This is a genomic window from Streptomyces sp. NPDC091376, from assembly GCF_044757085.1.
Taxonomy (GTDB): Bacteria; Actinomycetota; Actinomycetes; order Streptomycetales; family Streptomycetaceae; genus Streptomyces; species Streptomyces pratisoli.
The window spans coordinates 209,338-231,334 of record NZ_JBIVUF010000014.1; the positions used below are offsets into that span (position 1 = coordinate 209,338).

General features: G+C 70.5%; 16 protein-coding genes and 2 pseudogenes. 13 read left to right on the forward strand and 5 right to left on the reverse strand.

Annotated features, from left to right (window positions below):
* Window positions 1–69 precede the first annotated feature (69 nt).
* The 8 genes from ACIQMR_RS27785 (at window position 70) to ACIQMR_RS27820 (ending at window position 8,787) form a co-directional block, all read left to right on the forward strand.
* On the forward strand, window positions 70–1,221 hold the full coding sequence (locus ACIQMR_RS27785) for an inositol-3-phosphate synthase (protein ID WP_401392731.1): 1,152 nt from the start codon (window positions 70–72) through the stop codon (window positions 1,219–1,221).
* Between the two features lie 356 nt (window positions 1,222–1,577).
* Complete coding sequence (locus tag ACIQMR_RS27790; protein WP_401392809.1) at window positions 1,578–2,819, forward strand: SCO3242 family prenyltransferase; 1,242 nt, start codon at window positions 1,578–1,580, stop codon at window positions 2,817–2,819.
* Window positions 2,816–3,682 (forward strand): sugar phosphate isomerase/epimerase family protein, encoded by an 867-nt coding sequence (locus ACIQMR_RS27795; RefSeq protein ID WP_401392733.1) that lies wholly within the window; start codon window positions 2,816–2,818, stop codon window positions 3,680–3,682. Before ACIQMR_RS27790 ends, ACIQMR_RS27795 begins: the two co-directional genes overlap by 4 nt.
* Entirely contained in the window at window positions 3,670–4,260 is a 591-nt protein-coding gene (locus tag ACIQMR_RS27800; protein ID WP_401392736.1) for an EboA domain-containing protein, read from the forward strand. Before ACIQMR_RS27795 ends, ACIQMR_RS27800 begins: the two co-directional genes overlap by 13 nt.
* Window positions 4,260–5,108, forward strand: a complete 849-nt coding sequence (locus ACIQMR_RS27805; protein WP_401392739.1) for a TatD family hydrolase — start codon at window positions 4,260–4,262, stop codon at window positions 5,106–5,108. Before ACIQMR_RS27800 ends, ACIQMR_RS27805 begins: the two co-directional genes overlap by 1 nt.
* A 13-nt stretch (window positions 5,109–5,121) precedes the next feature.
* A complete protein-coding gene (gene eboE, locus ACIQMR_RS27810; RefSeq protein WP_401392742.1) occupies window positions 5,122–6,321 on the forward strand; it encodes a metabolite traffic protein EboE in 1,200 nt (399 codons plus the stop codon).
* A complete protein-coding gene (locus ACIQMR_RS27815; RefSeq protein WP_401392745.1) occupies window positions 6,318–7,721 on the forward strand; it encodes a nucleotide pyrophosphatase/phosphodiesterase family protein in 1,404 nt (467 codons plus the stop codon). The genes eboE and ACIQMR_RS27815 overlap by 4 nt, the downstream gene beginning before the upstream one ends.
* A 34-nt stretch (window positions 7,722–7,755) precedes the next feature.
* On the forward strand, window positions 7,756–8,787 hold the full coding sequence (locus tag ACIQMR_RS27820) for a sugar phosphate isomerase/epimerase family protein (RefSeq protein ID WP_401392748.1): 1,032 nt from the start codon (window positions 7,756–7,758) through the stop codon (window positions 8,785–8,787).
* On the opposite strand, the gene ACIQMR_RS27825 is transcribed toward ACIQMR_RS27820, so the two are convergent.
* The 4 genes from ACIQMR_RS27825 to ACIQMR_RS27840 all read right to left on the reverse strand — a co-directional run bounded on the left by ACIQMR_RS27825 (window position 8,784) and on the right by ACIQMR_RS27840 (window position 15,377).
* A complete protein-coding gene (locus ACIQMR_RS27825) occupies window positions 8,784–10,172 on the reverse strand; it encodes an OFA family MFS transporter (RefSeq protein WP_401392751.1) in 1,389 nt (462 codons plus the stop codon). The genes ACIQMR_RS27820 and ACIQMR_RS27825 overlap by 4 nt on opposite strands.
* Window positions 10,173–10,290: 118 nt before the next feature.
* A complete protein-coding gene (locus ACIQMR_RS27830; RefSeq protein WP_401392754.1) occupies window positions 10,291–12,441 on the reverse strand; it encodes an acetate--CoA ligase family protein in 2,151 nt (716 codons plus the stop codon).
* Complete coding sequence (gene frc, locus ACIQMR_RS27835; protein WP_401392757.1) at window positions 12,441–13,670, reverse strand: formyl-CoA transferase; 1,230 nt, start codon at window positions 13,668–13,670, stop codon at window positions 12,441–12,443. Before frc ends, ACIQMR_RS27830 begins: the two co-directional genes overlap by 1 nt.
* 12 nt (window positions 13,671–13,682) lie before the next feature.
* Entirely contained in the window at window positions 13,683–15,377 is a 1,695-nt protein-coding gene (locus ACIQMR_RS27840; RefSeq protein WP_401392760.1) for a thiamine pyrophosphate-binding protein, read from the reverse strand.
* Window positions 15,378–15,556: 179 nt separating this feature from the next.
* Here ACIQMR_RS27840 and sucC point away from each other — a divergent pair, with 179 nt between their 5' ends.
* The 4 genes and pseudogenes from sucC to ACIQMR_RS27860 all read left to right on the forward strand — a co-directional run.
* On the forward strand, window positions 15,557–16,696 hold the full coding sequence (gene sucC, locus ACIQMR_RS27845) for an ADP-forming succinate--CoA ligase subunit beta (RefSeq protein ID WP_401392763.1): 1,140 nt from the start codon (window positions 15,557–15,559) through the stop codon (window positions 16,694–16,696).
* A gap of 11 nt (window positions 16,697–16,707) precedes the next feature.
* On the forward strand, window positions 16,708–17,589 hold the full coding sequence (gene sucD / locus ACIQMR_RS27850; RefSeq protein ID WP_401392765.1) for a succinate--CoA ligase subunit alpha: 882 nt from the start codon (window positions 16,708–16,710) through the stop codon (window positions 17,587–17,589).
* Between the two features lie 128 nt (window positions 17,590–17,717).
* Window positions 17,718–19,277 carry an aldehyde dehydrogenase family protein gene (locus tag ACIQMR_RS27855; RefSeq protein ID WP_401392768.1) on the forward strand — a complete coding sequence of 520 codons (1,560 nt, stop codon included), beginning with the start codon at window positions 17,718–17,720 and terminating at the stop codon, window positions 19,275–19,277.
* Window positions 19,278–19,416: 139 nt separating this feature from the next.
* Window positions 19,417–19,656, forward strand: a pseudogene (locus tag ACIQMR_RS27860) (hypothetical protein); the annotation flags it as partial.
* A gap of 175 nt (window positions 19,657–19,831) precedes the next feature.
* On the opposite strand, the gene ACIQMR_RS27865 reads toward ACIQMR_RS27860, so the two are convergent.
* Entirely contained in the window at window positions 19,832–21,058 is a 1,227-nt protein-coding gene (locus tag ACIQMR_RS27865; protein WP_401392771.1) for a serine hydrolase domain-containing protein, read from the reverse strand.
* Window positions 21,059–21,779: 721 nt separating this feature from the next.
* Between ACIQMR_RS27865 and ACIQMR_RS27870 the strand changes: the two are divergent.
* Window positions 21,780–21,997 (forward strand): annotated as a pseudogene (locus ACIQMR_RS27870) (hypothetical protein); the annotation flags it as partial.

A 21,997-nucleotide genomic window follows, 5' to 3' on the forward strand; every position in this document is an offset into this window, starting at 1 on the left:
CCGGCGGCGGGCGGGGAGACGCCGTACCCCCGCCCGCCGCCCCACCACAGCGAGCCAGGGAGGCAGCCCGTGACGCCCGTGACGCCCAAGACGCCCGTGACGAACACCGAGGAACGCCGCACCGGGGTCTGGCTGATCGGAGCCCGCGGCTCCGTCGCCACCACCGCGGTCGCCGGATGCGTGGCGGTCACCGCCGGACTGCACCCGGCGACGGGCATGGTGACGGAAACCGAGCCGTTCGCCGCGGCCGGTCTGCCATCGTTGTCATCCCTGGTCTTCGGCGGCCACGACACCGCCGCCTGCCCCCTGCCCAAACGAGCCGAACACCTCGCGGCGGGCGGCGTCCTCCCGCACGGCCTGCCGACGGCCGTACGCACCGAACTCGCCGCGGCGGACGAGGAGATCCGCACCGGCGGCCCCCTCCCCGGCGACACCCGCACGGACGAAGAACTGATCACGGCCTTCGCCGCCGACATCACCGCCTTCGTCCACCGCCACGACCTGGCCCGGGCCGTCGTCCTCAACGTCGCCTCCACCGAGCCCGCCCCCGGCCAGGACTGCGAACGGCTGCCCGCGAGTTCCCTCTACGCGGCCGCCGCGATCGAAGCCGGCTGCCCCTACGTCAACTTCACCCCCTCCACCGGACTGCGCACCGCGGCCCTCACCGACGCCGCCCTGGCCCGCGGACTTCCCCACGCCGGCCGGGACGGCAAGACAGGCCAGACGCTGCTCCGCTCCGTACTCGCCCCCATGTTCGTGCAACGCGCCCTGTCCGTACGGGCATGGTCCGGCACCAACCTGCTGGGCGGCGGGGACGGGGCGGCGCTTGCCGACCCGGCGGCCGCCGCCGCGAAGAACGCCGGCAAGGAACGCGTCCTCGCCGACACCCTCGGCACCGCACCCGAGGGCGAGGTCCACATCGACGACGTCCCGGCCCTCGGCGACTGGAAGACCGCCTGGGACCACATCGCCTTCGACGGCTTCCTCGGCGCCCGCATGGTCCTGCAGACCACGTGGCAGGGCTGCGACTCCGCCCTCGCCGCCCCCCTCGTCCTCGACCTCGCCCGGCTCGCCGCCCGCGCCCATGAAGCCGGAATCGGCGGTCCCCTTCCGGAACTCGCCTTCTACTTCAAGGACCCCGATCCGGGAGCCCCGTCGGCGCTCGCCGACCAGTACGCGACCCTGCTCGCCTTCGCGGACCGCCTCCGGGACCCCCGATGACCCCGGCCGCCCTGCGCCGGGCCACCCCGGGCGTGCTGCGCCGGGCCACCCCGGGCGTGCTGTGCGCCGTGGCCGTCCTGGGTCTCCTGCGCTCCGCCGCGGCCCATCTGTCGCCTGCCGGCCGGCCGGACCCCGCGCCCACAGGCGGGGACGGCGCCGACGGCGGCGGCGGTGAGACCCGGACGGCCCGGGGAATCCCCCGACCGCGGACCACGGAGCCCACACGGGCGACCGTGACCGCCGACGACCGCCCGGGCACGACACCGGGGGGCGTGCCCGGGCCCAGCACGGAGAACACCACGCCCGCGTCCGGGCTCGCGCCCGCGTCCGCGTGGACGGCGAGCCGGGCGGTTCCGGTGGGACCTTCGGGTGCCACGGCACCGGCCGAACGGGGGGCGGGGAGCCATGTCCTCGCCGGCGAGACGCCGTCGGGGGCCGAGTCCGAGCCCGCGTCCACGGCCACGGCCACGGGGCCTCTCCCCGCACCCCCGCCCGCGCCCGCGCGGACGGCGGGTGCGAGGTCCCGCACGGCTCCCACAGGGGGAGGGCGGCTCAGGGCTTGGGCCGAACTCCTGCGCGTCTCCGCCCTGTTCACCGTTCCCGGCGACGCCCTCGCGGGCGCGGCCTGTGCGGGAGTGCGCCCCGATCGCCGCACTCTCCTCGCCATCGGTTCCTCCCTGTGTCTCTACGAAGCCGGCATGGCCCTCAACGACTGGGCCGACCGCGACGAGGACGCCGTCGACCGCCCGCACCGCCCCATCCCGTCGGGGCGGATCAGTCCCGCCGCGGCCCTGAGCGCGGCGGGCGCGCTCAGCGCTGCCGGTCTCGTCCTGGCCGCCCGCGCGGGCCGCGCCCCCCTGGCCGTCGCCACGGCTCTGGCGGGGGCCGTCTGGGCGTACGACGTCCGCCTGAAGCACACCCCGGCCGGCCCCGCGGCCATGGCCTCGGCCCGCACCCTGGACCTCCTCCTCGGCGCAACGGCCACCCAGCCGCGTGCCTTTCGCGGCGCGCTGCCCCACGCGGCCCTGCTCGGCGCCCACACCTATGCCGTGACATCGGTGTCGCGCCACGAAACCCAGGGCGGCTCCACCAAGGCCCCCCTCGCGGCGCTGGCGGCGACCCTCGCCATCGCCGCGATCACCGCCCGCGACGCCAACCACCGCTCATCGTGGCGCGTGACCGGCCCGGCGACGAAACCCGCACGCCCCGGGCGGCACACCCGGCCCGCAGGGCCCACCGGCCGCCCCGCGCGGGCAGCCCGGCCCGCCGCCCGTGGCACGGTCAGGGCCCGGTCCCTGCCTCCGACGCATCCCGCGCCGCGCGCAACCGGGGGAGCGCACCCCGCGCACCCCGCCGGGCCCGTCGTCGCCGCCCTCACCACCGCCCTCTACGTCCGCACCACCCTCACCCCCCTCCTCCACGCCGCCCTCAACCCCTCCCCGCCCCTCACCCAACGCGCCGTCGGCGCCGGCATCCGCGCCATGATCCCGCTGCAGGCCGCACTCGCCGCCCGCGCCGGAGCGACCGGCACCGGGCTCGCGGTCCTGGGCCTCATACCCGTCGCCCGCCGCCTCGCCCGGAAGGTGAGCCCCACATGAGCCTGCGTCTCGGCTACGGAACCAACGGCCTCACCGACCTCCGTCTCGACGACGCCCTCGTCCTCCTCGCCGACCTCGGCTACGACGGCGTCGGCCTCACCCTCGACCACATGCACCTCGACCCCCTCGCCCCCGACCTCGGCCCTCGCACCCGCCGTCTCGCGGGCCGCCTCGCCGACCTGGGGCTCGAGGTCACCGTCGAGACCGGCGCCCGCTATGTCCTCGACCCGCGCCGCAAGCACGGCCCGTCCCTCCTCGATCCGGACCCGGAGGGCCGCGCCGCCCGCACCGCGCTCCTCCTGCGTGCCGTGCAGGTCGCCGCCGACCTCGGCGCCCACGCCGTGCACTGCTTCAGCGGCATCACCCCGGACGCCACCTCGCCCGACACCGCCTGGCAGCGCCTCGCAGCCGCCCTCACCCCCGTCCTCGACGCCGCCGCCACGGCCCGTGTCCCTCTCGCCGTCGAACCCGAACCCGGCCATCTCCTCGCCACCCTCGACGACTTCCACCACCTCCGCTCCCTCCTCGGTGACCCCGAACCCCTCGGGCTCACCCTCGACATCGGCCACTGCCAGTGTCTGGAACCGGCAACCCCCGCCGAATGCGTCAAACAGGCCGCGCCCTGGCTACGCCACGTCCAGATCGAGGACATGCGCCGCGGCGTCCACGAACACCTCCCCTTCGGCGACGGCGAGATCGACTTCCCGCCCGTCCTCGACGCCCTCGCCGCCACCGGCTACCGAGGGCTGACCGTCGTCGAACTGCCCCGCCACTCCCACGCGGGCCCCGAACTCGCCCGCGCCTCCATCGAGTTCCTCCGCTCCCACACGCCCACGAACGGAGCACCCGCATGGCGATCCTGACCCGCGAGGAACTCGACACCCGGCTCGACGGCGCCGCCCGGGCCTGGCTCCACGAAGCCCTCGCCGAAGCCGCCCACTCCACCCCCGTCTGGGAGCTGCGCTTCGCCACCGCCGGCCGCCACTGCGGCCAGGACCACGCCGACTCCGTACGCACCCACCTCCTTACGGAAGCCCACGCGGACGCCCCGACCCTCACCCGCCTCTATCAGCAGGGCACCGCCGCCGAACGCCGCGCCGTCCTCCTCGCCCTGCCCCAGCTCGCACCCGACCCCGCCGCCGGCCTCCCCCTCGTCGAGGACGCCCTGCGCACCAACGACACCCGGCTCGTCGCCGCCGCCGTCGGCCCCTACGCCGCCGAGCACCTCCCCGCGCACTCCTGGCGCCACGCCGTCCTGAAGTGCCTGTTCACCGGGGTGCCCCTCGACACCGCCGACGGCCTCGAACGCCGCGCCCACGGCGACACCGAACTCGCCCGGATGCTCGCCGACTACGCCGCGGAACGCACCGCCGCCGGCCGGCCCGTCCCCGCCGACCTCCACCGCGTCCTCGCCCTGACGTCCCCCACGGAGGAGTCCTGATGCGCATCTTCGACCCCCACATCCACATGACCTCCCGCACCACGGACGACTACCAGGCGATGTACGCCGCGGGTGTCCGCGCCCTCGTCGAACCCTCCTTCTGGCTCGGCCAGCCCCGCACCTCACCCGCCTCCTTCTTCGACTACTTCGACTCCCTCCTCGGCTGGGAACCCTTCCGTGCCGCCCAGTACGGCATCGCCCACCACTGCACCATCGCCCTCAACCCGAAGGAGGCCAACGACCCCCGCTGCACCCCCGTCCTGGACGCACTGCCCCGCTATCTCGTCAAGGACAACGTCGTCGCCGTCGGCGAGATCGGCTACGACTCCATGACATCGGCCGAGGACACCGCCCTCGCCGCCCAGCTCCAGCTCGCCGCCGACCACGGACTGCCCGCCCTCGTCCACACCCCGCACCGCGACAAACTCGCCGGCCTGCACCGCACCATCGACGCCGTCCGCGAGTCATCACTCGCCCCCGAACGGGTCCTGCTCGACCACCTCAACGAGACGACGGTGAAGGACGCCGCCGACAGCGGCTGCTGGCTCGGGTTCTCCATCTACCCCGACACCAAGATGGACGAGGACCGCATGGTCGCCATCCTCAAGACCCACGGACTGGAGCGTGTCCTGGTCAACTCGGCCGCCGACTGGGGCAAGAGCGACCCGCTGAAGACCCGCAGGACCGCCGACGCCATGCTCGCCGCCGGATTCACCGACGACGACGTCGACCGGGTGCTGTGGCGCAACCCCGTCGCCTTCTACGGGCAGAGCGGCCGCCTCCAACTCGACGTCCCGGCTCCCGAGGCCCTGCACGAGGGCAACTCCATCCTCCGCGGCGGGGAATGAGGAGGCGAGACCCATGCGCTTCCGCCACCCCGACGGCACCACGGTCCACCTGTCCTACTGCACCAACGTCCACCCCGCCGAAACCCTCGACGGTGTCCTCGCCCAGCTCCGCGACCACAGCGAACCCGTCCGCAAACGCCTCGGCCGTGACCGGCTCGGCATCGGCCTCTGGCTCGCCAGAGACGCCGCCCGCGCCCTGGTCACAGACCCGGCGGCACTGCGCGGCCTGCGCGCCGAACTCGACCGCCGCGGACTGGAGGTCGTCACACTCAACGGCTTCCCGTACGAGGGCTTCGGCGCCGACGAGGTCAAGTACCGCGTCTACCGCCCCGACTGGGCCGAACCGGAACGCCTCGCCCACACCGGAGACCTGGCCCGGCTCCTCGCCGCCCTGCTGCCCGACGACGTCACCGAAGGGTCCGTCTCCACCCTCCCGCTGGCCTGGCGCACCCGCTACGACGAACACGCCGCCACCACCGCCCACACCGCACTGACCACCCTCGCCGAACGCCTCGACGCACTCGAGGAACTCACCGGCAAATCCGTCCGGATCGCCCTCGAACCCGAACCGGGCTGCGTCGTCGAGACCACCGCCGACGCCATCCGCCCCCTCGCCGCCATAGCGAGCCCCCGCATCGGCATCTGCATCGACACCTGCCACCTCGCCACCTCCTTCGAAGAACCCGGACCCGCGATCCACGCCCTCACCACCGCGGGCATCACCATCCCCAAAGCGCAGCTCTCCGCCGCCCTGCACGCAGAACACCCTCATCTCCCCGACGTACGCGACGCCCTCGCCGCCTTCGCCGAACCCCGCTTCCTCCACCAGACCCGCACCCGGCCCCGGGCGCGCCGCCCGGGACAGCCACCCTCCACCGCCGGACTGCGTGGCACCGACGACCTCCACGAGGCCCTCGCCGCCGACACCCTCCCCGACGCCACCCCGTGGCGCGCCCACTTCCACGTCCCCCTGCACGCGCCGCCCGCCCCGCCGCTCACCTCCACCCTCCCCGTACTCCGCGACACCCTGGCCCGCCTCGTCGGCGGCCCCACCCCGCTCACCCGCCATCTCGAGGTCGAGACGTACACCTGGCAGGCCCTCCCCGAGGAGCTGCGCCCCCGCAGCCGCGCCCAGCTCGCCGACGGGATCGCCGCCGAACTCACCCTCGCCCGTGACCTGCTCACCGACCTCGGCCTCAAGGAACTGCCATGAGCGACACCACCCCCGCCGACACCGCACGCCCCACCCCCCTTCTCGTCCTGGACGTCGTCGGACTCACCCCCCAGCTGCTGAACCACATGCCCCACCTGAAACGCCTTGCCGCCGCCGGCTCACAGGCCCCCCTCGGGACCGTGCTGCCCGCCGTCACCTGCGCGGCCCAGTCGACGTTCCTCACCGGCACCCTCCCCTCCGAACACGGCATCGTCGGCAACGGCTGGTACTTCCGCGAACTCGGCGACGTCCTGCTGTGGCGGCAGCACAACGGACTCGTCGCCGGCGACAAACTCTGGGACGCCGCCCGCCGCGCCCACCCCGGCTACACCGTCGCCAACATCTGCTGGTGGTACGCCATGGGCGCCGACACCGACATCACCGTCACCCCCCGCCCCGTCTACTACGCCGACGGCCGCAAGGAACCCGACTGCTACACCCGGCCGCCCGCCCTCCACGACGAACTCACCGACAGATTCGGCACCTTCCCCCTCTTCCACTTCTGGGGACCCGGAGCCGACATCGTCTCCAGCCGCTGGATCATCGACGCCACCCGCCACATCCTGCGCACCCGCACCCCCGATCTCGCGCTCTGCTACCTCCCGCACCTCGACTACGACCTCCAGCGTTACGGCCCCGACGACCCCCGCTCCCACCGGGCGGCCGCCGACCTCGACACGGCCATGGCCCCCCTCCTCGACGACGCCGCCGGCGAAGGCCGCACCGTCGTCGCCCTCTCCGAGTACGGCATCACCCGCGTCAGCCGGCACATCGACATCAACCGCGAACTACGGCGCGCAGGGCTCCTCGAAGTCCACACCCAGGACGGCATGGAATACCTCGACGCGATGGCATCGCGCGCCTTCGCCGTCGCCGACCACCAGCTCGCGCATGTCTACGTACGCCGCCCCGAGGACCTCGACGCCACCCGCGAAGCCCTCAGCGGACTCGCCGGCATCGCCGAACTCCTCGACGACGAAGGCAAGAAGGCCCACGGCCTCGACCATCCGCGCTCCGGCGAACTCGTCGCCGTCGCCGACCCCGACGCCTGGTTCACGTACTACTACTGGCTCGACGACACCAAGGCACCCGACTTCGCCCAGCTCGTCGAGATCCACCGCAAACCCGGCTACGACCCCGTCGAACTGTTCATGGACCCCGAGGACCCCTACGTCCGCGTCAGGGCCGCAACGGCCCTCGCCCGCAAGAAACTCGGCATGCGCTACCGCATGGCGGTCGTACCGCTCGACCCCTCACCTATTCGCGGCAGCCATGGCCGCCTCCCCACGAGCGATGACGAAGGTCCGCTCATTCTGTGCTCCACCCCCCGCGCCGTAACAGGCCGCGTCGCGGCCACCGATGTGAAGTCCCTGCTCCTTCACCTCGCCGGACTCCACTGAAGCACACTCCACCGACAACGAGGAGTTATCCACAATGAGCCGCACGAGCAAGCACACCGATCCCGAGCTCAGCCGCAAGCTCACCAGACGCGGCATGCTCGGCGTCGCCGCCGGAGCGAGCGCCGCAGCCCTCCTCGGCGCCACCGCCCCCACCGCCGCCGCCCACGGCAAGGGCCACGGCCGCCCCGTCCTGCCCCCCGGCCGCCTCGGCATCCAGCTCTACTCACTCCGCGACAAGGTCTCCACCCTCGGCTTCGCCGCCGTCTTCGCCGAACTCGAGAAGTACGGCTACGACGAGGTCGAGTACGCCGGCTACACCCAGGGCTCCGCCGGAGCCATCACCCTGGAGCAACTGCGCCGCCTCACCCGCGACCACGGACTGCGCGCCATCGGCAGCCACGTCGGCTACTACAGCGACGGCGACCCGAACGCGTACACCTTCGCCCAGAACCTCGACAAGGTCCTCGACGACGCCCAGGCCCTCGGCCTCAAGCACATCGGCACCGCATCGGGACCCTGGCGCTACGGCGCCACCGTCGACGGCTGGAAGCGCTGCGCCGAGGAGTTCAACCAGTACGGCGCCGCCGCCAGGGCCCGCGGCATGAAGTTCTACCAGCACAACCACGCCGAGGAATTCTCCTTCGCCACCGACAGGCCCGACGTACGGCTCTACGACGTACTCCTCGCCGAGACCGATCCCGACCTCGTGTACCTGGAGATGGACATCTACTGGGCCTACGCCGGCCAGTTCCGCTTCTCCAAGCGGGTCGACGGCACCCCGGCCCCCTTCGACCCGCTGCGCTACGTCCTCAAGCAGCCCGACCGCTACCCCCTCTTCCACGTCAAGGACGGCGAACACGACGACTCCGCCCGCGACGGCTACCGAATGGTGGACGTCGGGGACGGAGACATCGACTACAAGCGGTTCATCTCGGCCGTGACCCGCACCCGCGGGGGCCGCCTCGACCACCACTGGCAGGCCGAGCACGACAACCCCGTCGAGTCGTTCACCTTCGCCCGGAAGTCGAGCGCACACCTCCACTCGCTCCGGGAAAAGGACTGCTAGACCACATCACGGCTGATCGGCTGCGGGTTCGCCTCAATACGGCGGGCCCGCGGCCGCCCCGGGGCGTGAAGGAACAACGCCACCACACCGGCGAACAACGAGATCGACCCCGCCAGGACGAACGCGCCCTCATAACCCCACGCGCCCACCACCACGGCCCCCATGCCCGACCCCAGCAGCCCGGACACCAGCTTCGAGCTGTACACCAGCCCGTAGTTCGACGCGTTGTTGTTCTCACCGAAATAGTCCGCCGTCATCGCCGCGAACATCGGGAAGATCGCGCCGCCGCCGAATCCGGAAATGCTGGAGAACAACAGGAACAGCGGCAGATTGCTGATGCTGCCCGACCACAGAATGCCGTACTGGGACAACCCCAGCACCACACACACGAAGATCAGGCACTGCTTACGGCCGTACCGGTCCGACAGCCAGCCGATCACACCCCGTCCCGTGCCGTTCACGATGGCCTTCAGCGACATCGCCGTCGCCACGATCCCGCCCGCGAACCCCGCCTCGTCACCGAACGGCACCTGGAACGCGATACCGAAGATGTTCACACCCGAGGTGCACAGCAGACAGAACCACATCAACGCCACCCGGCCCGTACGCCAGGCCTCCGCCGGCGTGTACTGCTTCACCGCCGGCGGATTCTTCTCCAGCGCCCGCCGCGCCCGCGGATCGTCCGGCTTCCGCAGCGGATCCACCTCGGCCGGCCACCAGTTCTTCGGCGGGTCCTGGAAGAAATGACCGGAAACGGCCACCACGCCCGCCAGGAACACACCCACCGACACCAGCACCCAACGGAAGTTCGTCAGGTCCATGAAGCCGGTGAAGATGAACACGAACGGCACCGACCCATAGGCGAAACCACCGTTGACGAAACCGGTCTTGCCGCCCTTGCGCTCCGGATACCACTTGCCGACCATGTTCACGCACGTCGCGTACACCATGCCCGCACCCATACCGCTGAACATGCCGAACCCGACGTACGCCACCACCACGTGCGGCGCGAACGCGAGCGACAGATAACCCAGCAAGGTGCCCACAGCACCCAGCATCATCGCCCAACGCGCCGGCAGCTTCCCGCTCTCCCGCAGCTTGCCCGCCGGGAAAGCCACCGCCGCCTGGAAGAACACCCACACCCCGAGCATCCAGAAAATGTGCTGGTTGCTCCACTGGTGCGCCGTGTGCAGAGTCTCCTCGGCGGACGCGAACGCGTACTCCGCCGAACTGATGCCCATCATGCCGACCCACGGCAGAATGACCATCCACTTGCGTTTGCGGCCCATGATGTCGACATCGGACTCACCGATGCGGTACACCCGGCCGTTGGCGTCCGTCACCTCCCTGTAAGGGACGGGCGTGGAGATGTCTGTTGTCGCCATGTCGATCGAACCCCTCGCGTCGAAGAAGCCAGGCCAGCGCCCCCTGTCCGTACTCTTCGTGCCGGAGCCCGCGGCAAGCGGAAAGCCACGGGCCCCGTGGGCCGTACCGTCACTCAGCTCATCGACCACCGCCCGGCAGCAACCCCGCCGCCCGCGCCCACGCGTACTTCGCGCCCAGCACAGCGACCGGCTTCTCCGTCGTGTACGGATACGCCACCACGCCCCGCTCGAAGAGATACGCGCACGCCTCCTCGACCTCCACATCGCCGGCCAGCGACGCCACCACCGGCTTCTCGACGCCCCGCGCCCGGAACTCCTCCACCACCCGGGCCGTCAGCTCCGCGAACACCATCGGGGGAGTGACGATCGTGTGCCAATAACCCAGCACCAGCGCGTGAATCCGCGGATCCTCCATCCCCAGCCGGATCGTCGCCTCGTACGTCGACGGCGGCTCACCACCCGTGATGTCGATCGGATTGCCCGCGGCCCCGAAAGGCGGGATGAACGCCCGGAACGCCGCGTCCAGATCCTCCGGAATCTCCATCAGGGAAAGGCCGTTGTCGACGATCGCGTCCGACAGCAGCACACCGGAACCACCCGCACCCGTGATGATCACGACATTGTCGCCCCGGGGCGCCGGCAGCACCGGCAGCGCCCGCGCGAACTCCAGCATCTCGCCCAGACCCGGCGCCCGGATTACACCGGCCTGCCGCAGAATGTCGTCGTACACGGCGTCATCACCGGCCAGCGCGCCCGTGTGCGAACCCGCCGCCCGCGCCCCCGCACTCGTACGACCCGCCTTCAGCACCACCACCGGCTTCTTCGGCACCGTCGCACGCGCCGCCTCCACAAAGGCGCGACCGTCCTTCAGATCCTCCAGATGCATCGCGATGCACTCGGTACGGGGATCCTCACCGAACCACGTCAGCAGATCGTCCTCGTCGATGTCCGACTTGTTCCCGAGCCCGACGATCGCCGACACACCCGTACGCGTCGTCCGCGCGAAACCCAGGATCGCCATACCGATCCCGCCCGACTGCGACGTCAACGCCACCGGGCCCTTCACGTCGTACGGCGTGCAGAACGTGGCACACAGCTCCTGCCACGTCGAGTAGTAGCCATAGATGTTCGGCCCCAGCAGTCGCACCTCGTGCCGCTCCGCGATGGCCACGATCTCGTCCTGCAGCGCCACCTCACCCGTCTCGGCGAAACCCGAAGGGATCAGCACCGCGTTCGGAATCCCCTTGCGCCCCACCTCCTCGAGCGCCGAGGCCACGAACCGGGCGGGAATCGCGAAGACCGCCACATCCACCTCACCGGGAACGTCGGTGACACTCTTGTACGCCTTGCGGCCCAGAATGTCATCGGCCCGGGGATTCACCGGATGAATCTCCCCGGAGAAACCACCGTCGACCAGGTTCCGCATCACCGAATTCCCGATCTTGCCCTGCTCGTTCGACGCACCGATCACCGCCACCGACCGCGGCTCCATCAGCCGGCGCATCGACCGCAGGATCTCCTCACGGCCGTACCTGCGCCGCTCCTTGCGCGCCCCCTCCGACAGGATCACCCGGATGTCCGCCGCCATCGCCCCGTCCGGCGTCGCGATCACCGGATTGAGATCGACCTCCGCGATCTCCGGGAAATCGTCCACCAGCCGCGACACCCGCCTGATCTGCTCCGCCAGCGCCCACCGGTCCACCGGCGGCGCACCACGCACCCCCCGCAGCACCTCCGCCGCCCCGATCGAGTCCAGCATCGACGCCGCCTCGTCCGCGCTCACCGGCGCCAGCCGGAACGTGACGTCCTTCAGCACCTCGACCAGCACACCTCCGAGACCGAACGCCACCACCTTCCCGAACGTCGGATCCGTGACCGCGCCGACGATGACCTCCTGGCCCGGCGGCAGCAACTGCTGCACCTGCACACCGTCGATCCGCGCGCCCGGCGCGTACGCCCGCACACTCTCCACGATCCGCCGGAACGCCGCACGCACCTCCGCGGCGCCCTCCACCCCGACGACCACACCGCCCGCATCCGTCTTGTGCAGCACATCCGGTGAGACGATCTTCAGAACGACCTTCCCGCCCAGCCGGTCGGCGAACACCACCGCCTCTTCCACGTCCCGCGCCAGCGCCTCGCCCGGAACAGCGATCCCATAGGCATCGGCCAGCGTCTTGCCCTCCGGCGCGGTCAGCGCCGTCCGGCCCTGCGCACGCACCGCCGCGAACAGCGCCCGCACCGCATCCTTGTCGACGTCGTACGTCACTAGATCACCCCACCCGTCCTCAGCAGCCGCAACTCCTCGTCCCCGAGCCCCAGCTCACCCACGTACACCTCGGCGTTGTGCTCACCCAGCAGCGGCGAACGGACCACATCCACCGCGGAGTCCGACAGCTTCAGCGGCGAGCCGACCGTCGTGAACGAACCACGCTCCGGATGCGCCACCTCCACGACCATCTCGTTCGCCACCAGCGACGCGTCCTCGATGATCTCCTTCGTCGACAGGATCGGCCCGCACGGGATGTTGTGGGCGTTGAGCCGCTCCAGCACCTCCCACTTCGCAAGCGTCGACGACCACTCCTCGATCAGCTGGAACATCTTCCCCAGCTTCGGAAGCCGCGCCTCCGGCGTCGCCCACTCGGGATCGTCCGCGAGCTCCGGCCGGCCGATCAGCCGCGACAGCGGCTCCCACCCCACCGGCTGCACGATCACGTACACGTAGTCGTTCGGACCACCCGGAGCACACCGCACCGCCCACCCCGGCTGACCGCCACCGGACGCGTTTCCCGAACGGGGAACCTCATCACCGAAGTCCTCGTTGGGATACTCGGCAAGGGCTCCATGGGCCAGCCGCTGCTGATCGCGCAACTTCACCCGGCACAGGTTGAGCACGGCATGCTGCATGGCCACATTGACCCGCTGCCCGCGCCCGGTGCGCTCCCGCTGGAACAACGCGGCGAGAATCCCCGCCACCGCGTGCACCCCCGTGCCCGAATCACCGATCTGGGCACCCGTCGCCAGCGGCGGACCGTCCTCGAACCCGGTCGTCGACATCGACCCGCCCATGGCCTGAGCCACCACCTCGTACGCCTTGAACTTGGTGTACGGGCCCTCACCGAACCCCTTGATGGAGGCATAGACGATCCGTGGATTGATCTCCCTGATGCGCTCCCAGGTGAACCCCATCCGGTCCACCGCACCCGGCCCGAAGTTCTCCACCAGCACATCGGAACGCCGGATCAGCTCGGTCAGCAGCTCCTTGCCGCGCTCGGACTTGGTGTTGAGCGTGATGCTCCGCTTGTTGCAGTTGAGCATCGTGAAGTACAGCGAGTCGACGTCGGGGAGATCACGCAACTGCCTGCGCGTGATGTCACCGCCCGGCGCCTCCAGCTTCACCACGTCCGCACCCAGCCACGCCAGAAGCTGCGTCGCCGAAGGGCCGGACTGGACATGCGTCATGTCGAGGACACGGATGCCCTCAAGAGCCTTGCTCATGGCCGGCGCTCCTCACTTGTACATGGTCTGGTTCATGGTTCCGGGGGCGTACGCGTCCGGGTCCACCCAGACGTTGATCAGCGACGGCAGCCCCGACTCACGCGCACGCCGCAACGCCGGCCCGATGTCGGCCGGGTCGCGGACCTCCTCGCCGTAGCCGCCCAGCATCCGCGCGAACTCGTCGTAGTGGACGTCCCCGAGTGTGTTGCCGACCCGCTCACGCTCCAGGCCGTACTTCTGCGCCTGGCCGTAACGGATCTGATTCATCGACGAGTTGTTGCCGACGATCCCGACGAAGGGAAGGTTGTAGCGGACCAGCGTCTCGAAGTCCCACCCGGTGAGACTGAACGCGCCGTCACCGAAGAGGGCCACGACCTCCTTGTCCGGCCGGGCCTGCTTCGCCGCCAGCACGAACGGAACGCCGACACCGAGCGTGCCCAGCGGACCCGGGTCCATCCAGTGCCCGGGTGACTTGGGCTGCACGACCTGCCCGGAGAACGTGACGATGTCGCCGCCGTCGCCGATGTAGATCGAATCCTCGGTCAGGAAGTCGTTGATCTCGCTCACGAGACGGTACGGATGGATGGGCGAGGCCTCGGACCTCAGCTGCGGCAGCCGCTTCTCCAGCGCCGTCTGCTCCGCCGTCCTGAGCTCCTCCAGCCACGCCTTCCGCTTGACCGACCCTCCGTCGAGACGGCCGGACACCGATTCGACCACGGACTTCAGGACCCGCCCGGCGTCACCCACGATCCCCAGATCGATGTCACGGTTCTTTCCGACCGTCCGGTAGTCCAGGTCGATCTGCACCACCGTCGCCGCCGGCGACAGCCGCTTCCCGTACCCCATCCGGAAGTCGAACGGCGTCCCCACGATCACGATCACATCGGCGTTGGCGAACGCGTACCGCCGCGACAGCTGGAAGTGGTGCGGATCCCCGGGCGGCAACGTGCCCCGCCCCGCGCCGTTCATGTACGCGGGCACATTGAGCGCCCGTACGAACTCGACCGCCGCGTCCGTCGCCCGCGTCGTCCACACCTGACTGCCCAGCAGGATCGCCGGCTTCTCCGCGTGCACCAGCAGATCCGCCAGCTTCTCCACCGCTTCCGGATCGCCGGCCGAGCGCGTCGACGCCCGATACCGCCCCGCCTCGGGCACCCGCGCCTTGTCCACGGGCACCTTCGCGTCCAGGACATCACGGGGGATCTCCAGGAACGACGGTCCGGGAGCGCCGTGGTAGCACTCGCGGAACGCCATCGAGACCATGTCCGCCGCCCGCGCGGTGTCCGGGACGGTCGCGGCGAACTTGGTGATCGGCGTCATCATGTCGACATGCGGCAGGTCCTGCAGCGACCCCATCTTGTGCTGGGTGTGCGCGCCCTGACCGCCGATCAGCAGCATGGGGGACTCGGCCCGGAAGGCGTTGGCCACCCCGGTGACGGCGTCCGTGGTCCCCGGCCCCGCCGTGACCACGGCGCAGCCCGGCTTGCCCGTGATCCGGGCGTAGCCGTCGGCGGCATGCGCCGCGACCTGTTCATGGCGTACGTCGACGACTTCGATGCCTTCGTCCACGCATCCGTCGTAGATGTCGATGATGTGGCCGCCGCACAGGGTGTAGATGACGTCGACGCCTTCGGCCTTGAGCGCCTTGGCGACCAGATGCCCACCGGAGATGAGGTCCTGCTGACGGTCCTGGCTGTCGTCGGGCATGGCGAAGTCCTGTCCCTTCGTAGGGGAGAGAGTCGGGTGCTCCGAGCCGGTGCGACCTGCTCAGGGCTGCCCTCCCAGCAGATTGCATACAGTCGACGAATACTGTATGAACCTTGTTATCCCGCATCCGGTGGGTGGTGTCCAGGGGGCGTGCGGCACTTTCCTAGACAGGAGCCGGCATGGATCTGTACGAGTACCAAGCACGCGAGATCTTCCAGCAGTACGGCATCGCCGTACCCGACGCCGAAACCGCCGACACGGCCCGCGAAGCCCGCGCAGCCGCAGAACGCCTCGGCGGCCGAGTCATCGTCAAGGCCCAGGTCAAGACCGGCGGCCGGGGCAAAGCAGGAGGCGTCAAACTCGCCGCCGACCCACCCGCCGCCGAACTCACCGCCCGCCAGATCCTCGGCATGGACATCAAGGGCCACCACGTGCACAAGGTCATGCTCGCCCGGCCCGCCGCCATCGACGCCGAGTACTACATCTCCTACGTCCTCGACCGCGCCGCCGGCCACTTCCTCGCCATCGCCTCCGCCGAAGGCGGCATGGACATCGAGGAAGTCGCCGCCACCCGGCCCCGAGCCGTCGCCCGCATCCCCGTCGACCCCCGCGAAGGCGTCAGCGAAACCACGGCCGCCGAGATCGCAGCGGCCGCCGGCCTCCCACCCGCCACCGCACCCGTACTCCACCGCCTCTGGCGCGCCCTGACCGACGAGGACGCACTCCTCGTCGAGGTCAACCCCCTCGTCCGCACCACCGGGGGAGACATCCTCGCCCTCGACGGAAAGATCACCCTCGACGACAACGCCCGCTTCCGGCAGGCCCGCTGGGGCGACCGCACCGACGCCCACGACGACCCGCTGGAAGCCGCAGCGGCCGCCAGAGGCCTCAACTACGTACGCCTCGACGGCGAAGTCGGCATCATCGGCAACGGCGCCGGACTGGTCATGTCCACCCTCGACGTCGTCGCGGGCTGCGGCGCCCGGCCCGCGAACTTCCTCGACATCGGCGGAGGGGCATCCGCCCAGGTCATGGCCGATGCCCTGGCCACCGTCCTCGACGACCCCGGAGTCCGGAGCGTCCTCGTCAACGTCTTCGGCGGCATCACGGCCTGCGACGCCGTCGCCGACGGCATCGTCACCGCCCTCGACACCGTACGACTGACCAAACCCCTCGTCGTACGCCTCGACGGCAACAACGCCGCACGCGGCCGCGCCATCCTCGACGCCCGCGCCCACCCGCTCGTCCAGCAGGCCACCACGATGGACGCCGCCGCCCGCCGGGCCGCCGTCCTCGCCACCGACGCCACAGCAGTGTGAGGAGACCGGACATGGCCATCTATCTCACCAAGGACAGCAAGGTCCTCGTGCAGGGCATGACCGGAGCCGAGGGCATGAAGCACACCCGCCGGATGCTCGCCGCCGGCACCGACATCGTCGGCGGCGTCAACCCGCGCAAGGCCGGCCGCACCGTCGACTTCGACGACCGCACCGTCCCCGTCTTCGGCTCCGTACGCGAAGCAGTCCACGCCACCGGAGCGGACGCCACCGTCGTCTTCGTCCCGCCGGCGTTCACCGCGGCGGCCGTCACCGAGGCCGTGGACGCCGGCATCGGGCTCGCCGTCGTCATCACCGAAGGCGTGCCCGTCCACGACGCCGTCGCCTTCACCGCGTACGCCAAAGCGCGCGGGACACGGGTCATCGGGCCCAACTGCCCCGGCCTGATCAGCCCCGGACAGTCCAACGCCGGGATCATCCCCGCCGACATCGCGCCGGCGCCGGGCAGGATCGGACTCGTCTCCAAGTCCGGCACGCTCACGTATCAACTGATGCACGAGCTGCGGGACATCGGCTTCTCCTCGGCCGTCGGCATCGGCGGCGACCCCGTCATCGGGACGAGCCACATCGACTGCCTCGCCGCCTTCGAGGCCGATCCGGACACCGAGCTCATCGTGCTGATCGGCGAGATCGGAGGTGACGCGGAGGAACGTGCGGCGACAGTTATCAGAGAACAGATTTCAAAATCTGTCATCGCATACATCGCCGGCTTCACGGCACCGGAAGGCAGGACCATGGGCCATGCCGGCGCCATCGTCTCCGGTTCCACCGGCACCGCGCACGCCAAGAAGGCGGCACTCGAAGCCGCCGGAGTCACCGTCGGCTCCACCCCCAGCGAGACCGCACAGCTGGTACGCGACCATCTCGCCCGATAGCGCCGCGTGACACCGCCCGCACCTGACTCCTGCTGTGTGACGCTCGTAGTACCGGGCTCACCACGTTCCTCCCCGAACGAGCCGTTCGACCTCCCGCCCCGACTGTGCACCGAGAGCGGAGAAGACCCATGGCATCACCCCACAACAGTCCCCGCACCCTCGTCCCCAAGCCCGGCACCTCCTGGGCCGAAGCCTGGCAGCGCTGTCTGACCATCGCCCCCGAGGCGTTCCGTGACGACCGCGTCCTCAACCTCTGGGACAGCCGCTGGCAGGCCGACGGCCGCCCCCTCACCGCCACCAGCCCCGTCGACGGCGGCCCGATCGCCGGGCCGCCCCGTCTCGACGCGGCCACCGCCCACCAGGCCGTCCGCGCCTCGCTCGACCAGCACCGCGCCTGGCGCCACATCCCGCTGCCCGAACGCCGCGCCCGCGTCGCCGCCACCCTTGACGCTCTCACCGAGCATCGCGAACTGCTCTCCCTTCTCCTCGTCCACGAGATCGGCAAGCCCTGGCGACTCGCGCAGGCCGACGTCGACCGGGCCATCGACGGGGCGCGCTGGTACGTCGACGGCATCGAGACGATGCTCACCGGCCGCACCCCGCTCGCCGGCCCCGTCTCCAACATCGCGAGCTGGAACTACCCGATGTCCGTCCTCGTCCACGCGATGCTCGTCCAGGCCCTGGCCGGAAACGCGGTCATCGCCAAAGCACCCACCGACGGCGGACTGTCCTGCCTCACCCTCGCCTGCGCGCTCGCCGCCCGCGAGGGAATCCCCGTCACCCTGGTCAGCGGCAGCGGCGGCGAACTGTCCGAAGCCCTCGTCCGTGCCCCCGAGATCGGCTGTGTCTCCTTCGTCGGCGGCCGCGACACCGGCGCCCGTATCGCCACCGCGGTGGCCGACCTCGGCAAGCGCCACATCCTCGAACAGGAGGGCCTCAACACCTGGGGGATCTGGAACTACTCCGACTGGGACGCCCTGACCGCCGTCATCCCCAAGCTCTTCGACTACGGCAAGCAGCGCTGCACCGCCTACCCGCGCTTCGTCGTGCAGCGCAGCGCCTTCGCCGACTTCCTCGACGCCTACCTTCCCGCGGTCCGCTCGATCCGCCTGGGCCACCCCCTGGCCGTCGAGCACGCCGACGACCCCCTCCCCGAGCTGGACTTCGGCCCCCTCATCAATGCCGCGAAGGCCAAGGAACTGACCGACCAGGTCGCCGAAGCCATCGACCGCGGCGCCGTCCCGCTCCACCGCGGCTCACTCACGGACGGCCACTTCCTGCCAGGCCAGGACACCAGTGCCTACGTCGCGCCGGTCACCCTCCTGGGCCCGCCGCCGTCCTCCCCGCTCCACCACGCCGAACCTTTCGGACCCGTCGACACCATCGTCCTCGTCGACACCGAGGCGGAACTGCTCGCCGCGATGAACGCCTCCAACGGAGCCCTCGTCGCCACCCTCTCCACCGACGACCCGGACACCCACGAGCGGCTGTCCCCGCAGATCCGCGCCTTCAAGGTGGGCCGCGGAAAGCCCCGCTCACGCGGCGACCGCGAGGAACTGTTCGGCGGCTTCGGCGCCTCCTGGCGCGGCGCGTTCGTCGGCGGCGAGCTGCTGGTGAAGGCGGTCACCGAAGGTGATCCGGGCGAACGGCTCCCCGGCAACTTCCCGGACTACCAGCTCAACGCCTGACACTCCGACGTCCCTGGCGGTCGGCCGCGGAGCCCAGGGGGGAGAGGCCACTGCTGTCACAAACACGGTGGTTGTCGGGTCCTAGTGAGTGTGACGAGCCGGTCACGGCACACCTCTCTCAACCCCCAGAGGAGCTCACATGAGCGAGAACGCGGGTATCCGCGTCGAGCACGCGGCCTATGCCTTTGCCTGTATGCACTGCGGATACGGCTGGGAGCAGGCGTACGAGATCGAGCACCACACGGACGCCGCAGGACACGACTTCATCATTCACAAGACGGACGGGGTGCGGGTGACGTCGCCCTTGTCCGAGCTGACGTGCCGGAACTGCGGCGAGCACAAGGTGCGCATCATGCGGGAGGGGCAGGTCTCGTCCGTGAGCACGAAGCGTTCCGGGAAGGAACCTCAGTAGCCGTTCGTCCTCTGGCCGGCCGGATCGGGGGCGGTTCCCAGGAGCCGCTTCGGTGCGACGGCGAACGCGCCCCCGCGCACGGCCGCAGAGCCGGTGAGCGGGGGCGCTTCGGCGTGACCGGCATCCGGTCACGGACGACTCGTCAGGACAGGGCCGCTCGGTGGCGGACCACCTGGGGAGCGATGTCCTCGGTGAACCCCTCCGTGTCGGAGGGCGCGAACTTGTCGGCCTTGGCGACGGTGGTGCCGCAGAAGGCGGCCTCCAGCGTGCCCCCGAGAACGGTGTTCACGGTTCCGTTGTTGGAGGTGTTCGCCATGGACGTCATGCTGCGCTTGCCGTCGGCCGTGGTGAACGCGTAGGTGTAGTAGCCCTGGACGGTGCCCGTGTGGCCGTACACCGTCACGCCGCACGAGAGATTGCGGCCGCGCAGGCCGAGTCCGTAGGACTGGGTGCCGTCCGAGTTGACCGGAACCATGCTCATCATCTGCTGCAGCTGCGCCTGGGGGAGGAGCTTGCCGGAGACGAGGGAGGAGAAGAAGCGGTTGAGGTCGGCCGCGTTGGAGATGACCGCTCCGGCCGACTGCCCCCAGGAGACGGTCTGCTCGGTGGAGTCGACCAGCGGCAGCGTGGTGTCGTCCTGGCGCAGGTAGCCATGTGCGTGGGAACCGGAGATGGTGGTCTGCGGGTGCACGTAGGAGGTGTTCCTGAGCTTCAGCGGCTCGAAGACGCGCTGCTGGTAGTGGGTGGCCATCGGCACACCGGTGACGTGCTCGATGAGCCGGCCCAGTACCACGAAGTTGGTGTTGGAGTAGCTGTAGGCGGCTCCCGGTTCGTTGTTGACCTTGTGGGCCGTCGACAGGTCGATCAGCTCCTGGTAGGTGAACACCTTGTTCCGCACCGACTCGAAGCCCGGAACGGTGTAGTAGAACATGTCGTTGGTGTAGTCCCACAGGCCACTGCGGTGGCTGAGCAGGTGCCGCACGGTGATGCGGTCGTCGGGCAGCGGCTTCGGGAGGTAGGTGTTCGCCGAGGCGTCGAGGTCGAGACGTCCTTCGGCTGCCAGTTGCATGAGCACCACCGTGGTGAAGCTCTTGCTGACACTGCCGACCCGGAACCGGCGGTCGGCGTCCATCGCGGTGTGAGCGGCGGTGTTCGCCTGCCCCATGGAGATGCGGTAGTGCGAGGTGCCCGAGTCGATGCGGGTGAGGGCGCCGGGCGCCCCGTTGGCCATGGCCTGCTTCTGCACCTTGAGGACCGCGGTGACAGAGGGATTGGGCAGGGGAGAGGTGGCTGCGCCGGCCGGGGAGGCCACCAGGGTGGCCGTCACGGCGGAGCCTGCGAGCACGATGCTCACGTTCTTGATGCGCATCAGAGTCCTTCGGTACGAGATCGGGTGGGCGTCGCCCGCTCCGATGGAGCCGCCGATGCCCCTCTCCCGCGAAGAGGGAAGAGGGCCGGGCAGCCGTCGTGCACCGCCGACCCGGCATTCACGCGGGCACGGCAATGAGGCGGCGCCGACTCGGGGACGACGCTGGATGCATCGTAATGGTGTGACACGGTGTTGCGGCCAGTGGCACTCGCAGTGCCATGGGAACGTGCTCGGCCGGGCCGCGCGCGGAGGTCGAAGCGGTGAGGCCGGAGCCGTCTCCATCGCCGATGTCAGCCAGGTCGTCCATGTATGTCCTGATATAGGCAGATGTGGCGACGGTGCAGCGGCCCACTGATGTGCCACGGTTCGGTCACACTGTCTTGCGGCTGGTGCGGCTTCCTCGGTGCGGTGCCCGACGGCGGTCGGCGGGCGGGCCGATCCGGCAATGCCCCGCTGATCCGGCTGATCCGGTGTCACAGATGACCGTGGCGCCCGGTCATGGGGAGCAGGACAACCACTGAGCGATGGGTTCACCACCATGAGCGTCGGACATTCACGGCACGTCGAAGACCCCGGGACGACTCCGCCGTCGTCAACGGTGCAGATCCCCGCGTCGGCCTCGAATGCGGCCGGGTCCCGCAGCGGGCGTGGGATCAGCCGAAGGGACGTGCTGGGAGTGGGCCTGGGCGCCGCGGCGGCGATCGGTGTCGCCGGATGCGGCATGGGATCGGGTTCCGACTCCGGCAGGGGTGATGTGGGCCGGCCGGACGGTGGCGCGGGAGAGAGCTTGGGCGGTGGCACGTCGCCCGGGCCCACCACCGGGCCCACCACCGAGCCCATCCAGCTCATAGGCGATGGTTCGACGGCCGACACGGGGAAGCAGCCGCACCAGCCCGATGCGCCGGTGCCGCTCGCGCCCGGTCAGGCTCCGCCGCAATT

Bases quoted from the DNA above. Each gene is read 5' to 3' on its own strand.
- ACIQMR_RS27795 (WP_401392733.1), top strand. From the start codon at position 2,816: ATGAGCCTGCGTCTCGGCTACGGAACCAACGGCCTCACCGACCTCCGT.
- ACIQMR_RS27800 (WP_401392736.1), top strand. From the start codon at position 3,670: ATGGCGATCCTGACCCGCGAGGAACTCGACACCCGGCTCGACGGCGCC.
- ACIQMR_RS27805 (WP_401392739.1), top strand. From the start codon at position 4,260: ATGCGCATCTTCGACCCCCACATCCACATGACCTCCCGCACCACGGAC.
- eboE (WP_401392742.1), top strand. From the start codon at position 5,122: ATGCGCTTCCGCCACCCCGACGGCACCACGGTCCACCTGTCCTACTGC.
- ACIQMR_RS27815 (WP_401392745.1), top strand. From the start codon at position 6,318: ATGAGCGACACCACCCCCGCCGACACCGCACGCCCCACCCCCCTTCTC.
- ACIQMR_RS27820 (WP_401392748.1), top strand. From the start codon at position 7,756: ATGAGCCGCACGAGCAAGCACACCGATCCCGAGCTCAGCCGCAAGCTC.
- ACIQMR_RS27825 (WP_401392751.1), bottom strand. From the start codon at position 10,172: ATGGCGACAACAGACATCTCCACGCCCGTCCCTTACAGGGAGGTGACG.
- frc (WP_401392757.1), bottom strand. From the start codon at position 13,670: ATGAGCAAGGCTCTTGAGGGCATCCGTGTCCTCGACATGACGCATGTC.
- ACIQMR_RS27840 (WP_401392760.1), bottom strand. From the start codon at position 15,377: ATGCCCGACGACAGCCAGGACCGTCAGCAGGACCTCATCTCCGGTGGG.
- sucC (WP_401392763.1), top strand. From the start codon at position 15,557: ATGGATCTGTACGAGTACCAAGCACGCGAGATCTTCCAGCAGTACGGC.
- sucD (WP_401392765.1), top strand. From the start codon at position 16,708: ATGGCCATCTATCTCACCAAGGACAGCAAGGTCCTCGTGCAGGGCATG.
- ACIQMR_RS27855 (WP_401392768.1), top strand. From the start codon at position 17,718: ATGGCATCACCCCACAACAGTCCCCGCACCCTCGTCCCCAAGCCCGGC.
- ACIQMR_RS27865 (WP_401392771.1), bottom strand. From the start codon at position 21,058: ATGCGCATCAAGAACGTGAGCATCGTGCTCGCAGGCTCCGCCGTGACG.